At 45.8% G+C, this 13,674-nt stretch carries 14 protein-coding genes, 2 tRNA genes, 2 rRNA genes and 1 riboswitch; of the genes, 6 read left to right on the top strand and 12 right to left on the bottom strand.

The genetic code is table 11. The annotated features are described in order from the left end of the window. Positions 1-25 precede the first annotated feature (25 nt). Positions 26-114: riboswitch (cyclic di-GMP riboswitch) on the bottom strand. Positions 115-389: 275 nt separating this feature from the next. The 6 genes from tadA (at position 390) to ACFQZT_RS15350 (ending at position 4,577) form a co-directional block, all read left to right on the top strand. Continuing rightward, complete coding sequence (gene tadA / locus ACFQZT_RS15375; RefSeq protein ID WP_379301388.1) at positions 390-827, top strand: tRNA adenosine(34) deaminase TadA; 438 nt, start codon at positions 390-392, stop codon at positions 825-827. Positions 828-871: 44 nt separating this feature from the next. After that, positions 872-946 (top strand) — tRNA-Arg (locus ACFQZT_RS15370). A gap of 90 nt (positions 947-1,036) precedes the next feature. Continuing rightward, entirely contained in the window at positions 1,037-2,251 is a 1,215-nt protein-coding gene (locus ACFQZT_RS15365; protein WP_379301316.1) for an MFS transporter, read from the top strand. A gap of 48 nt (positions 2,252-2,299) precedes the next feature. Then, entirely contained in the window at positions 2,300-2,911 is a 612-nt protein-coding gene (locus ACFQZT_RS15360; protein ID WP_379301387.1) for an RNA polymerase sigma factor, read from the top strand. Beyond that, positions 2,908-3,381 carry an anti-sigma factor gene (locus ACFQZT_RS15355; protein ID WP_379301314.1) on the top strand — a complete coding sequence of 158 codons (474 nt, stop codon included), beginning with the start codon at positions 2,908-2,910 and terminating at the stop codon, positions 3,379-3,381. The genes ACFQZT_RS15360 and ACFQZT_RS15355 overlap by 4 nt, the downstream gene beginning before the upstream one ends. After that, positions 3,378-4,577, top strand: a complete 1,200-nt coding sequence (locus ACFQZT_RS15350) for a hypothetical protein (protein WP_379301312.1) — start codon at positions 3,378-3,380, stop codon at positions 4,575-4,577. Before ACFQZT_RS15355 ends, ACFQZT_RS15350 begins: the two co-directional genes overlap by 4 nt. A gap of 276 nt (positions 4,578-4,853) precedes the next feature. On the opposite strand, the gene ACFQZT_RS15345 is transcribed toward ACFQZT_RS15350, so the two are convergent. From ACFQZT_RS15345 to ACFQZT_RS15290, 12 genes are all read right to left on the bottom strand, one after another. Beyond that, positions 4,854-5,006 carry a small acid-soluble spore protein P gene (locus tag ACFQZT_RS15345; protein WP_379301310.1) on the bottom strand — a complete coding sequence of 51 codons (153 nt, stop codon included), beginning with the start codon at positions 5,004-5,006 and terminating at the stop codon, positions 4,854-4,856. Between the two features lie 15 nt (positions 5,007-5,021). Continuing rightward, positions 5,022-5,171: a hypothetical protein gene (locus ACFQZT_RS15340; RefSeq protein ID WP_379301308.1), complete on the bottom strand. Its 150-nt coding sequence runs from the start codon at positions 5,169-5,171 to the stop codon at positions 5,022-5,024. Between the two features lie 20 nt (positions 5,172-5,191). Beyond that, positions 5,192-5,539: a hypothetical protein gene (locus ACFQZT_RS15335; RefSeq protein ID WP_379301306.1), complete on the bottom strand. Its 348-nt coding sequence runs from the start codon at positions 5,537-5,539 to the stop codon at positions 5,192-5,194. A gap of 117 nt (positions 5,540-5,656) precedes the next feature. Then, positions 5,657-5,741: transfer RNA gene (locus ACFQZT_RS15330), tRNA-Ser, on the bottom strand. Between the two features lie 84 nt (positions 5,742-5,825). Next, a complete protein-coding gene (gene serS, locus ACFQZT_RS15325) occupies positions 5,826-7,106 on the bottom strand; it encodes a serine--tRNA ligase (protein WP_379301304.1) in 1,281 nt (426 codons plus the stop codon). An 89-nt stretch (positions 7,107-7,195) separates the two neighbouring features. After that, on the bottom strand, positions 7,196-7,774 hold the full coding sequence (pdxT, locus tag ACFQZT_RS15320) for a pyridoxal 5'-phosphate synthase glutaminase subunit PdxT (protein WP_379301302.1): 579 nt from the start codon (positions 7,772-7,774) through the stop codon (positions 7,196-7,198). Beyond that, positions 7,774-8,655, bottom strand: a complete 882-nt coding sequence (gene pdxS / locus ACFQZT_RS15315; protein WP_379301300.1) for a pyridoxal 5'-phosphate synthase lyase subunit PdxS — start codon at positions 8,653-8,655, stop codon at positions 7,774-7,776. The genes pdxT and pdxS overlap by 1 nt, the downstream gene beginning before the upstream one ends. A 157-nt stretch (positions 8,656-8,812) precedes the next feature. Further along, positions 8,813-10,204 (bottom strand): D-alanyl-D-alanine carboxypeptidase family protein, encoded by a 1,392-nt coding sequence (locus ACFQZT_RS15310; RefSeq protein ID WP_379301298.1) that lies wholly within the window; start codon positions 10,202-10,204, stop codon positions 8,813-8,815. A gap of 85 nt (positions 10,205-10,289) precedes the next feature. Further along, positions 10,290-11,747, bottom strand: coding sequence for an IMP dehydrogenase (gene guaB / locus ACFQZT_RS15305; RefSeq protein WP_379301296.1), 1,458 nt, complete (start codon positions 11,745-11,747; stop codon positions 10,290-10,292). 157 nt (positions 11,748-11,904) lie between these two features. Further along, entirely contained in the window at positions 11,905-13,101 is a 1,197-nt protein-coding gene (locus ACFQZT_RS15300; RefSeq protein ID WP_379301294.1) for a putative glycoside hydrolase, read from the bottom strand. Between the two features lie 106 nt (positions 13,102-13,207). Further along, positions 13,208-13,324: ribosomal RNA gene (rrf, locus tag ACFQZT_RS15295) — 5S ribosomal RNA — on the bottom strand. A gap of 127 nt (positions 13,325-13,451) precedes the next feature. Further along, positions 13,452-13,674: ribosomal RNA gene (locus ACFQZT_RS15290) — 23S ribosomal RNA — on the bottom strand; the annotation flags it as partial.

Raw genomic sequence — 13,674 nt, 5'->3', positions numbered from 1 at the left:
CCTAAAATCTAAAATAGCCGTGATTTTCGGTAGCCAGACTGCCGTAGTTCCATGTGGAACCTTAGACCCTCAGCTTTGCGTCCTTGTCTTTCAACAAGTTTGCCATTTATCGAAACCTTATGTAATTATTCCTGACTAGGATAAAAGACCTATTATTATTCTAAGTATACGTATTTTAGTATCAATTTTCAACAAAATTCCCGTAAATGCCTCTTTCCTTGATTTACAAGTAAAGTGTGCATACAATATAAACATATATCCACAACTTTTCGACTTATCCACATGGTTGTCCACAGATTGTTAACAACGAATGCTTGTTCGATTCTTATTCACATGTGGATAACTGAATTTTAGCGAGGTGTCCCCCTGTGGATGAACATATTCCATGGATGAAAGAAGCCATTCAAGAAGCGCTTAAAGCGGAAGCTATCCGGGAGGTCCCCATCGGAGCGGTTGTCGTACATAACGGCACGATTATCGGCCGCGGCTATAATCTGCGTGAAACGTCCCTCGACCCGACCGCTCATGCTGAAATGATCGCCATCAAACAGGCCAGTGAACATCTGCAAGCTTGGCGCCTGCTCGACTGCAAACTGTACGTGACGCTCGAGCCCTGCCCCATGTGCGCGGGTGCGATTGTCCAAGCCCGGGTCCCGCAGGTGATCTATGGGACGACAGATCCCAAAGCCGGCTGCGCCGGAACCCTCATGAATTTGCTGCAGGAGGAACGATTCAACCACCGTGTCGACGTGGTGAGCGGTGTTTTGCAGGAAGAGTGCGCGACGCTGCTGACGCAATTTTTTCGCAAGCTGCGTGGTAAGGAATAACGTTGCGCGAGTAAAAGCATCCGTGATAAAATAAACGATGCCATGCGCCCGTAGCTCAGCAGGATAGAGCGATAGTTTCCTAAACTATGCGTCGGGGGTTCGAATCCCCCCGTGGCGCGTTCAAAATAACATAACTATACAAAGGGATGACAACTACGGGTTGGCCATCCCTTTGTTTCTTTTTGCAATCCGAAAGGAGAACTCATTCTATGACGAGTATGAAATCGCCCTCTTCTTTTCGCATCCCTTTATTCTGCATCGTTACGTTGCTGTTCTGGATGTCTATGTACACGAGTGTTCCTATCATGGCTCCTTATGTGGAATTTTTGGGAGGCAGCCATCAACTGGCTGGTTGGATCGTGGGAATGTACGGCATTTCGCAGATGCTGCTGCGTATCCCGGTCGGTGTCCTATCCGATCGTTTTCATAAGCGCAAACTGTTTATTACATTTGGTTTACTCTTTACAGGCCTCAGCGGGCTCGGGCTTTGGATGACAAAAGATTTCACATGGATTCTCCTTCTTCGTGCGCTTGCCGGCGCTGCCGCGGCCACATGGGTTGATTTTACGGTGTTATTTACGAGCTATTATAAACATGAAGAATCTACAAAAGCGATCGGAACGATCAGCTTCTTCAACTCTTTGGGTCAGATGCTCGGTATCCTCATGGCAGGCTGGGCTGCAGACGCGATAGGCTGGGAAGCAGCTTTCATCATGGGCGCTATTCTCGGTGCGATAGGTCTTATCGGATCCTTCTTTCTTGTGGAAAAAATTGAAATCGATGCCCCCAAAATCACGCTGCGGGGAATCGGCCATGTAGCGACAGACCGTACGCTTTTGTTCGTTTCATTGCTGGCTATTTTGTCGCAGGTGCTTACCTTTGCTACGGTTTTCGGTTTTACCCCCGTTTATGCTACTGGGCTAGGGGCTGATAAGTTTAGTTTGTCACTGCTGACGTTCTTTTCCAATGTTCCGGTTGCAATAGCCTCCTTGTTTGGCGGACGCCGCTGGGCCGCTAAATTTGGTGAGAAACGCGTCGTCGTGTGGGGCTTTGCCCTCATGGGCTTGTTCACTTTTTCGATTCCATTTACTCATAACTTGTGGCTGCTCATGGTTACCCAGGCGTTAGCCGGTTTTGGTCGCGGACTTTCTTTTACCGTTCTGATGGCGCTAAGCATCAAATACATGCCGTCGGATAAACGCGCAACTGCAATGGGCTTTTTCCAAGCGATCTATGGCCTAGGGATGTTCATCGGTCCCGTTCTCATGGGGATCATCGGAGATTGGTTTGCTTTAACCCAGGGATTTATCGTTCTCGGTGTACTCGGAGTCCTTAGCAGCCTTCTGTCTCAATGGATTGTCCGCAGTGAACCGCGGATTAGCGGGGCAAAAGCAGAACTCCCTCATCGAACCACATCGCTTTAAAAATAAAAGAACGGATCGCCGGCGATTCGTTCTTTTATTTTGACAGGTGTGCAGGGGTACAAGAGGTACCCTTCGTCTATATATGTCGGAGAGGAGGAGGAGAGTATTCAGGAAGATACACTTGTACAACGTATATTAATTGGCGATGAATCTGCGTTTCGAGAACTTGTTGCGACCTATCGCCATTATTTATTCCAGACCATCTATGCGATCGTACGTCATCCTAAGGATGCTGAAGATTTAACGCAGGATGTATGGACCCGGATTTATTTCTCCCTCCCCCAGTACCAAATGAAGGGCCTTAAAACCTGGATGACACGCATCGCCGTGAACCGAGCAATCGATTTTAAGCGGGCGGCCAGCCGGAAAAGGGAAGAAATGACGGCAGAGATCGAAGATCCGGTTCCGACCACTGCCACTCATCATCACAATGACTTAGAACAAGAAGTGGTCATGAACGAAACAGCAAAACTCGTGCGAACAAAATTGGACCAGATTCCAACTAATTATCAAGACGTATTAATGGCTTACTACTTACATCATCAAACTTACCAAGATATCGCCGATGCTCAAGGTGTTACGGTCAAAACCGTGGAATCCAAACTATATCGAGCCAAGCAGTGGCTCCGGAAGAACTGGAAGGAGGAGGACTTCATATGAAGCATTATGATCAACTAGCCTGGATGCAGTACGTGGAAGCAAGCGTATCGCCAGATGAAATGGCTCAAATGGAGCTCCATCTATATCAATGTGACCTCTGCTTAGCCATATATATGACGTGCTTGGAAAAATTAACGGCATCTCTTCCTCATATGGAAGCCGATGAGAAAAGCTACATTGATGCTATCGTTAATCGAACGCTCCGAACTAAACCTGCTTGGTTTCATTCCACGATCTTTCATTACGGGGTTGCGGCAGCGGCTACGCTTATACTTGTTGTCACAGGCTTTTTTCATGGACTATCCCAGGAATTAGGTTCAATGGGTTCATTAAACTCTAAGGGTTTCAACCCTCCGTCCCCCTCTTCCGTGCATAAAGAGGTTCCAATATCCGATCAGTTGTTAAATAAAACATTAACTTGGCTAGACACATTGCAAAATGAACAAGAAAAAGGAGGTACCCGGCCTTGAACCATCCGAACACCTTATATAACAAAAGCAACCTTGTTGCTTTTCTGCTCTCTTTTATCCCGGGGCTAGGTCACTTCTACATGAACCGGATGTTCCGTGCTTTCATTTATGGAGGAGGATTCTTCGGATCACTTTTCCTGCTATTCGTTGGTGTAACCGACATTCATGCCCATGATGCACCCATGATGCTTTTGCTTCTATTCGCCGCACTCATGTGGATTGCGAATATGATCGACATGATTATCTTCCTGCTGCGATTTCAGCCTTATCCGGTGCCTGGAACGATGCCTTACGGCCCTGAGTATCCATATATGCCCTCCCCAGATATGCCGCCTGAACCTGATCAAGCGTATTGGCAATCGGCATCTTCTTGGGCTAACCAACGCGAGAGAACTCGAATTATGCTGCTTTCATTTATTCCAGGGCTTGGTCACTATCAATTGGGTTTGATGCAGCGCGGTTTAACCGCAATGATCACTTTTTTCGGGTTAGCGATTCTTGTTTTCTTTATCACCATCCTCACTCATAATGAGGGCTTCATTGCCTTTCTTTTGGCGATGCCGGTACTTTGGTTCTACACTATGTTTGATGCGCTGAAACAACTGGAGCGTAAGCAAGCAGGCTTTGAGCTATTTGATCGAAGCATGTTCGAAGACTTCCACTTCTCAGACGACTATGACAGCAAAAATCGGACCTTAGCTACTATCCTCGCCATTATTCCGGGTGCTGCTCATTTGTACTTGAACATGACCAAACGCGGCATTCAATTAATGGCGGTCTTCCTGTTTTCCATATATGTACTGGACGTGTTAAGACTTTCCCTCTTCTTCTTCTTGATACCAATTCTGTGGTTCTTCAGCTTCTTTGACGCCTTACAGAATATTTCAAAATACGAGAATGGAACATTAGTCGATAAGCCGCTGGTCGAGAATTGGATCTCCTATAATCGAAGCATCGGAGCTATACTCATTGTGTTCGGTGGGTATTATGTTTTCAAAGAGATCATTGTTGAATTGCTGTATCGGTTTTTCCCCGAACATAATTATTCTTATTGGATTAACAGCTTTGGTCAGACCCTTATCGTTGCTGTGATCCTAATTGGAGCCGGAATTCGATTGCTGATTTATCGTAAAAAACCAACTTACTCTGTCTATCTAACAGATAGCTTCGAAACGGACGAAAAAAAGAACCCCTAAGGGTTCTTTTTTTGTCGGTGATTAATGGTTTTCTTCTATGACCGTGTTACTCGTAAACTTTTGGTAAATCTGCTTATAAAACACTGTAACGTGTCTTTAGCACATCGCCTCCAGCCTGATTATAACAGGTATAAAAGTCCTCTATGCAACGGTTGTTTCGCGGAATGCTCCAACGGAACCACACCTCTCTGCTTCACCGACAAATATAGTATGTCCGGGGCGCTGATTTTTAAACATTTTGTAAAGATATTTTTTCAACCCTCGGAACCTGTATAATCAAGATCCTTTAGCTTGTTTTTGTCGCGAATGATTACGATTCTTAACCTTTTTAGAGCCGGAAAGAGCTTCCGGAGCATTATTATTATCGCTATCAACTTGACCGTTGCTTTGCATGCTGTCTCCAGCGGAATAAGCTCTTGGTTTGGACATCCTAGTCACACTCCCCTAGTTTTCATCGTGATTCATTACATCCCGCTTATGGTTATCATTTGTTTGTTGCTGTACTTGCTGAGCCTGATGACTATTAACCACCGTTTTGTCAAAATCTTTAACAACGTTCTGCAAGTTTTTATCTCTGCTTTTTTGTCTGGTCATTTGTTGCTGCCCTCCACAGTTCAGACGTGTGTGACTTGCTGCAGTGCTTGCGCACATTCATGAATATGCCGCACATAATCGTCTACTAGCGTTTGGACGATGTCGGTTCGCTCATCAATATGTGTGGTTCCTTGCTCGACATCGATAAGGTCCACCTTTACCTCTCTAGAATCCACATACGTTACTTTAAAATCAAACGTATACCCGGTATGCCCCGCCGTTGTTATGTGTACTCGGAGCGCCTGTGTATCAGCCTCATCGGCCCATACACGAGCCTTATCAGCGTCCTCCAGCTGTTCAGGGAGCATGTTCTTCCACTCTTCCACCAATTGCTTCTGATCGATGGTCAGTCTGTCTGTTTTGCTCATAGTAACACCTCCACATAATTAAAATGCGAAGCCGCCACCCCTTTTATCCCAATCGCTACATAACAAAAAAAGCCACACGATTCATTAAGAATCGCATGACTTTTTAGCAATAGTATACGGAGAGGGTGGGATTCGAACCCACGGAGGCTTGCACCTCGGCGGTTTTCAAGACCGCTGCCTTAAACCACTCGACCACCTCTCCACAACTAGGTGTCTCCTTGTTAGGAAACAACCTAATGCAGTGACAAAAAGCATTGTATCACAAAAACTATGAGTGAATCAAGTTCTATTTCTTGTTAATTACTTTTACGTTATTCATGTAGGGAACCAGTACATCTGGAACGACTACAGAACCGTCTGCTTGCTGATAATTTTCAAGGATCGCGGCAACCGTTCTGCCTAGTGCCAATCCTGAGCCGTTCAGCGTATGTACGAATTCCGGTTTCGATTTGGCATCTCTGCGGAAGCGAATGTTCGCTCTGCGCGCTTGGAAATCTTCAAAGTTGCTGCAAGACGAAATCTCACGATATGCGCCGCTGTTTGGCAGCCATACCTCGAGATCATATGTTTTAGCCGACGAGAAGCCTATGTCACCAGTGCAAAGCGTCAGGACGCGGTAAGGTAGCTTAAGCAGCTGTAAAACGCGCTCAGCATGGCTTGTGAGCTTTTCCAGCTCATCGTAAGAATCCTCCGGCTTCACCATCTTCACAAGCTCAACCTTGTTGAACTGATGCTGCCTAATCAAGCCGCGCGTATCCCGACCTGCTGAACCTGCTTCCGAACGGAAACAAGCACTAAAGGCAACAAAGTTCACCGGCAGCTGCTCATTGGTCAGAATATCCTCACGATGATAGTTCGTGACCGGCACTTCAGCCGTAGGAATCAGGAAATATTCCGAATTCTCGATCTTGAAAACGTCTTCCTCAAACTTCGGCAGCTGACCGGTACCCATCAAGCTTTCGCGATTGACGATATAAGGAGGCAGCATCTCTTGATAGCCATGCTCATCGCTGTGCAAGTCCATCATGAAGTTAATCAAAGCACGTTCCAACCTAGCGCCAAGCCCTTTGTAGAACACGAAGCGCGAGCCCGTTACCTTCGCCGCCGCTTCAAAATCAAGAATGCCCAGCTCCTGCGCAACTTCCCAGTGCGGCTTCACGTCGAAATCGAATTGTGGAATTTCGCCTACGCGGCGCATCTCTACATTCTCTTCTTCTGAAAGGCCAATAGGAACGCTTGCATGGGGCATATTCGGGATGGATAGCAGAACATGCTGCAATGACTCGTCTAGGACGCGAATCTCATCATCTAGCTCTTTAATGCGGTCTCCGACGACCTTCATTTCTTGGATTAATTCATCCGCGTTTTCGCCGGATCTTTTGCGTAGAGCAACCTCTTGCGAAACGGTATTGCGGCGATTTTTCAGCTGCTCCGTTTCTTGTAGAAGCTCTCTGCGCTTCACGTCCAGATCGGTAAAGCCTTTCAGCTCTTCGATTTGCTTACCGCGGTTTTGCATAGCAGCCTGTACCGCTGCCAAATCACTTCGAAGTAATTTTACATCAAACAAGGAGATTCCTCCGTTAGCGCAAAATGGTTTGAATATGGAAGCAAGCACCCTCGCCGGAACCCGGTTACTAGGGGTGCTTGTACCATCTGTTATGCTTGACTTTGTTTTACCATGTCAAGGAAATAGCTATGCATCCGGAAATCATCCGTCAGCTCCGGATGAAAAGACGCTGCAAGGAGATGACCTTGCTGCGCTGCAACGATCTGACCATCATAGGTGGCCAGAACGTCGACACCCGTTCCCACTTCTTCAATCAATGGGGCACGGATGAAAACCGCGCGAACGTTATCGTCAATGCCTTTAACAGGCAGATCCGTCTCAAAACTTTCGCGCTGGCGACCGAACGCGTTGCGAGCCACCGTAATATCCATCAGCCCCAAGTGAGCTTCCGGCTGTCCGGTGATCTCTTTCGCGATGACAATCAGACCCGCGCAGGTGCCGAATACAGGCTTCCCTGCCGCAGAAAAGTCTCTGAGCTCATCGATAAAGCCGTATGTGCGCATCAGCTTGCCAATCGTCGTACTTTCGCCGCCAGGGATGATAATCCCATCGATATCTGCAAGCTGTTCCGTTTTTTTAATGACGACGCCTTCGGCGCCAGCCTTTTCAATGCCGCGAATATGCTCCGCTACCGCGCCTTGCAGCGCGAGTACCCCGATCTTTGTCATTACCAGCCGCGCTCCTGCATACGTTGAGTCGCATCCAGCTTGGAAATTTCAATTCCCTTCATAGGGGTACCAAGGCCTTTGGAAATTTCAGCAATCAATTTGTAATCGGTATAGTGAGTAACAGCTTCTACAATCGCTTTTGCGAATTTCTCAGGGCTGTCGGATTTGAAAATACCGGAACCAACAAATACGCCATCAGCACCAAGGTGCATCATAAGCGCCGCGTCAGCAGGTGTCGCTACGCCGCCGGCAGCAAAGTTAACGACTGGAAGTTTGCCAGTTTCAGCAACTTGCAAGAGAAGCTCATACGGAGCGCCCAGCGTCTTGGCTTCAAACATCAGCTCGTCCTTGGACATGCCTTGGACTTTGCGAATTTGACCTTGAATCATGCGCATGTGGCGAACAGCTTCAACGATATTGCCTGTTCCAGGCTCGCCTTTGGTACGAAGCATCGAAGCGCCTTCGCCAATACGACGCAGAGCTTCACCTAGATCACGAGAACCGCAAACAAAAGGAACCGTGAAATCGCGTTTGTTGATATGGTAAACTTCATCCGCAGGTGTTAAAACTTCACTCTCATCAATATAATCAACGCCCAGAGATTCCAGGACTTTCGCTTCTACAAAATGTCCAATTCTTGCTTTCGCCATAACAGGAATCGAAACAACTTTCATAACCTGTTCCACAATCGTTGGGTCAGCCATACGGGATACGCCGCCAGCCGCACGAATATCAGCAGGTACTCGCTCAAGAGCCATAACTGCGGATGCACCAGCCGCTTCAGCGATTTTCGCTTGTTCAGCATTCATGACGTCCATGATGACGCCGCCTTTTTGCATTTCGGCCATACCTGTTTTGACGCGGGATGTTCCAGTTTCCATTTTTTTCGTTCCTCCTATACCATTTATAGGGACAATTGACGGAGTCAAAGTCTCACTACTACAACAATTTTCATGCAGTTCCCTACACGATTCGTTTGTAAACTTCTAAACAATCATTTTACAGGATGGTGGGACAATATACAACCCATTATCTGGTTTAGGATTTGCCCTTGAACCCTTTGAACATATCGCCGAAGAAATTTTTGATGGAGCGGAACAAGAGACGGATCCAGCTGCCTTTCTCCACATCGTCATTGGCAATCAGATCAACTGTTTTTTCTTGGCCGTTATAAGTTACTGTTACTTTGCCTAGCGGATCGCCTTTCTTGATTGGAGCAACAAGCTTGCTTTCATCCAGCGGTTCTGCAGTCAGTTTGAAATCCGTATCTTTGGCGCCTTTTTTTACAACAAAAGTCATACCAGTTTTCGTTACCAATGGTACCGAGGTTTGAACACCTTTCTTAATGTTTACGGATTTCAAAGAATCTATTTCAGCTTTAGCGTTCAAATAAGGTTTCATCTCGAAATTATTAAATCCGTAATCAAGCAGCTTCCTTGTTTCATTGAAACGCTCGGGTTCAGTTTTGGTTCCCATCACAACAGTGATAATACGCATTCCATTTCTTTCTGCTGTCCCCGTAAAGCAGTAACCAGCGTCGTCCGTGGAACCTGTTTTTAAACCGTCCAGCCCAGGATAGGCAAACTTCTTAAAATTAGCGTTATTTTGATTTCCTTCAAGCATCCAATTCCAATTGATCATTGGCGTTTTATCGGTCGCTCTTAATTTTAAAGAAGGGATTTTCGTGAATTCCAGAACCTCTTTATGATCTTTAAGGATATTATAAGCAAGAATAGCGGCATCTCGAGCAGTCATTTTAGTTTCGCCTTCGATGGATTGCGGCGGATTCTTAAGATCGGCACGCGAAAGCCCAGTTGCGCTAATGAAATGCGCTTTATCCGACATGCCTAACTGTTTGGCTTTCTCATTCATCATTTTCGCAAAATTTTCTTCGGTGCCCCCTATCAACTCGGCAAAAGCCACAGATGCATCATTCGCGGAATAGATGGACATCGCATTGAACATATCTTTAAAGCTAAGTGTTTCATTCTCGGCAATTAGTTGCCCGGAACCGATCACATCAGCTGCATTTTTAGAAGCTGTAACTTTCGAATCCCACGTAAATTTACCTTCTTTAATACTCTCCATCGCCAAATATTCAGTCATCATTTTGGCCATACTGGCTGGAGGAAGCGCCTCATCGGCATTCATTTCATAGAGTACAGCTCCCGTGCTAGCTTCCATGATGATAGCAGATTTGGCATTTATCATCAGCTCGTTATTCGCTGCAGGTGTCGGGGCCGCCGTTGCCGTTGTTGTTGATGTTATTGTTGTTTTAGTTTTTGTTCCTGCTGCCTGAACATAAGTTGGTTGTATATGTAAAAGAAAGGATTGCGCCAATAAACTTATGCCTAACACCAAAGCCACTCTTTTTCTAGTAAAACCCATTACTCTCACAACTTCACTCTCCCTAGCGATTTTATGACACACTATATTGTAACACACCCCATTAGACAAAAAAAAGAAGACGAAGGTTCAATTCCCCCGCCTTCAATATTTACCAATTTGTGAAGATTTACAACGAGTAGTTTGGCGCTTCTTTCGTAATTTGAATATCATGCGGGTGGCTCTCTCTCAAACCAGCGCTTGTAATGCGGATGAACTGCGTATCGTGAATCAGTTCCTGAATATTATGCGCCCCGCAGTAACCCATACCAGAACGCAAACCACCAACAAGTTGATAAACTGTATCGGCAAGCGGTCCTTTATAAGCAACACGTCCCTCAATTCCTTCAGGAACCAGCTTGCTCTCGTTCTCTTGGAAATAACGATCCTTGCTGCCTTCCTTCATAGCACCTAGCGAACCCATCCCGCGATAAACTTTGAATCTACGGCCTTGATAGATCTCGGATTCCCCAGGACTCTCTTCTGTTCCAGCAAAAAGGCTTCCGATCATAACGGCGCTAGCGCCCGCAGCGATCGCTTTGACTACGTCCCCAGAGTATTTGATACCGCCGTCAGCAATAATCGGCACATTGAACTCTGCCGCAGCTAGTGCGCAATCATGAATGGCCGTGATTTGCGGAACGCCGATACCTGCGATAACCCGCGTTGTACAGATGGATCCCGGTCCAATACCAACCTTAACCATGGATGCGCCGGCTTTGATGAGATCACGCGTACCGTCAGCTGTCGCTACATTCCCGGCAATGATGGGAAGGTTCGGATATTGGGCTCTGATCTTCTTCACCGTTTCCGAAATATTGATATGGTGACCGTGTGCAGAATCTACAACGATTACGTCAATACCTGCCTGTACAAGTGCTGCAGCGCGTTCCATAACATCTTTTGCTACGCCAACCGCTCCCCCAACTAACAATCTGCCTAGCGAGTCCTTAGCTGCGTTAGGGAATTGAATCGCTTTTTCAATATCTTTAATTGTAATCAAGCCTTTAAGTTCGAAATGCTCATCGACCAGCGGCAGCTTTTCAATTTTATGCTTTTGTAAAATACCTTCAGCTTGTTGAAGCGTCGTGCCGACAGGAGCAGTAACCAGATCCTCTCTAGTCATGACTTCCTTGATTTTGATCGAATAATCATGAACAAAACGTAAGTCTCTGTTCGTCAAAATCCCAACCAGCTTGTTGTTCTCGTTCACAATGGGAACACCTGAGATACGGTATTTAGCCATAAGCTCTTCCGCATCATAAACATGATGTTCGGGTGTAAGGGAAAAAGGATTAGTGATAACTCCGCTTTCCGACCTTTTAACACGATCTACTTCTTCTGCTTGTTGTTCAATGGTCATGTTCTTATGAATGATCCCGATGCCGCCTTCACGTGCCATAGCAATAGCAAGAGCAGATTCTGTTACAGTATCCATGGCAGAGCTAATGAACGGAATGTTTAACTTCACATGAGGCGCAAGCGTTGTGGAAACGTCAATCTCCTTACCGAATACCTCAGATTTTCTCGGCACCAACAACACATCATCAAACGTTAAACCTTCCTTGCCAAACTTATCTTCCCTCACAACACAAATTCCTCCTAATGTAGGGATCTTTGAGCATAGCTCAAAGTCTCTCCTTTTTGGGGTATATTTTAGTGCTTATATTAACAAAAGCCTATTTTTCGTGTCAAGGAAAAGGAACTGTCGACAGCGAGACAAGAGGCTGAATAAGAAGATTCCGTTAACGATACGAGTAAATGCTGCTCGAGTTCCATAAAAGAAATTGATCTACGCCACGTTCCTTTGCTGCTTTAATCTGTTCATTGACATCTTCTTTCCCGTATGTCTTATGAGGTTTAACCCACGTCGCCGTAAAATCCTGGTACCAAGGTCGAATCTCAGCAATTTCACTGCTGGTTCTCTTCAGTTGCTCATTCTTTGTTAATGCATCACTAATGGCTTTACTGATGATGGAATATGGCTGTAAATCGGGACTTTTTACTCCATAGACACCACTTGAATAGTGAGAAGGATACAGCATCGGAGAAATGTAATGAACCTGCTTGCTGATCATAGACCAGTCCTGCCCGATTCCCATATCATTATCTGAAGAAGTCGTTAGACCAAAGACGTCGGCCGACAAATAAGCCTTCCTTCCTATCTGTTCCTTAGCTCTTTTCAAAAATCCTTCGATCACCTGCGGCTTCGTCCATCCCTGCGAATTATCGAAATCGGCCTCTTGATCCACTTTCTTGCCGTTCTCCGGGAATCTCACGTAATCGAATTGAATCTCATCAAATCCTAGGTCAGCCGCTTCTTTGGCAATTTGAATGTTATAGTCCCATACGCCCTCTTTGTAAGGATCTACCCAAGCGATTCCTTTACTATCTCTCCAAACATCACCAGAGCGGCTCTTAATCGCATAAGTATCTTTCATTCTACTCAAATATGGATCCTTAAAAACAACAACTCGAGCTATGGAATAAATCCCTTTAGTCTTTAATTGCTGGAGCTTTGTTTGCATATCCTTTATAATCACATTGCTATTCGCTCCAATTTCATTGACTAAGGGAACGGCCGAGGCATATGTAACTTGTCCTGAATCATTTTTGACATCAATGACCATCGCATTCAAATCGGTTTGATCAACCAATTGGATCAACTGTTCAAATTTTGTCCCAACAGCTGACCATGCTGAGACATAGATTCCTTTTACCTTTACTTTAGGTGATATCCGTTCAGAAGCTACCGTTCCTGCAATAGGTATATTCGACTCCTCACCCAGAGGAGCAAGGGATCTGACACCTAAGTTTGATTGTGTACCGACTGTATGGTTATGAATCATGTTCGATTTTGCTGAACATCCGTAATTCCCCAGTACGACGAAATTACAAATAAGAAAAATTCCACAGCACCTACTAAGCTTCACTTTAGTCACACCAATCCCTCCTCATAGGGCTAGTATGGTTTATTGTGCGGCTTTATAAAGATGCAAAAAAAGAGTCTTTCTGGAATTTCTTCCAAAAAAACTCTTTTTTCTTTGTGCTTGGCAACGTTCTACTCTCCCAGAACCCTTCGGTTCAAGTACCATCGACGCTGGAGGGCTTAACGGTCGTGTTCGAGATGGGTACGCGTGGATCCCCTCCGCCATCATCACCAAACGTATCAAGGTTTATTCCTTGAAAACTAGATACGAAACTTGCGTAAAGTGTGTTAGAACTTAGTCTTTCCGGGCCCCAATCAAGTATTCGGCATATGCTACAGAGCATTACTTCACTTGGTTGGGAATAGGTTAAGCCCTCGACCGATTAGTATTCGTCAGCTGCATGCATTGCTGCACTTCCACCTCGAACCTATCAACCTCGTCGTCTACAAGGGGTCTTACATACTGGGAAATCTCATCTTGAGGGGGGCTTCACGCTTAGATGCTTTCAGCGCTTATCCCCTCCATACATAGCTACCCAGCGATGCCTCTGGCGAGACAACTGGTACACCAGCGGTACGTCCATCC

This window comes from Paenibacillus sp. GCM10027628 (assembly GCF_042676385.1).
Lineage (GTDB): Bacteria > Bacillota > Bacilli > Paenibacillales > NBRC-103111 > Paenibacillus_E.
The sequence above is the reverse complement of the archived record's forward strand: the minus strand, read 5'-3'. Positions and strand labels throughout refer to the sequence as shown.

Excerpts from the sequence above, each read along its gene's own strand:
- pdxT (WP_379301302.1), bottom strand. The coding sequence starts at position 7,774 with ATGACAAAGATCGGGGTACTCGCGCTGCAAGGCGCGGTAGCGGAGCAT.
- ACFQZT_RS15355 (WP_379301314.1), top strand. The coding sequence starts at position 2,908 with ATGAAGCATTATGATCAACTAGCCTGGATGCAGTACGTGGAAGCAAGC.
- ACFQZT_RS15340 (WP_379301308.1), bottom strand. The coding sequence starts at position 5,171 with ATGACCAGACAAAAAAGCAGAGATAAAAACTTGCAGAACGTTGTTAAA.
- pdxS (WP_379301300.1), bottom strand. The coding sequence starts at position 8,655 with ATGGAAACTGGAACATCCCGCGTCAAAACAGGTATGGCCGAAATGCAA.
- ACFQZT_RS15365 (WP_379301316.1), top strand. The coding sequence starts at position 1,037 with ATGACGAGTATGAAATCGCCCTCTTCTTTTCGCATCCCTTTATTCTGC.
- ACFQZT_RS15345 (WP_379301310.1), bottom strand. The coding sequence starts at position 5,006 with ATGTCCAAACCAAGAGCTTATTCCGCTGGAGACAGCATGCAAAGCAAC.
- ACFQZT_RS15335 (WP_379301306.1), bottom strand. The coding sequence starts at position 5,539 with ATGAGCAAAACAGACAGACTGACCATCGATCAGAAGCAATTGGTGGAA.
- tadA (WP_379301388.1), top strand. The coding sequence starts at position 390 with ATGAAAGAAGCCATTCAAGAAGCGCTTAAAGCGGAAGCTATCCGGGAG.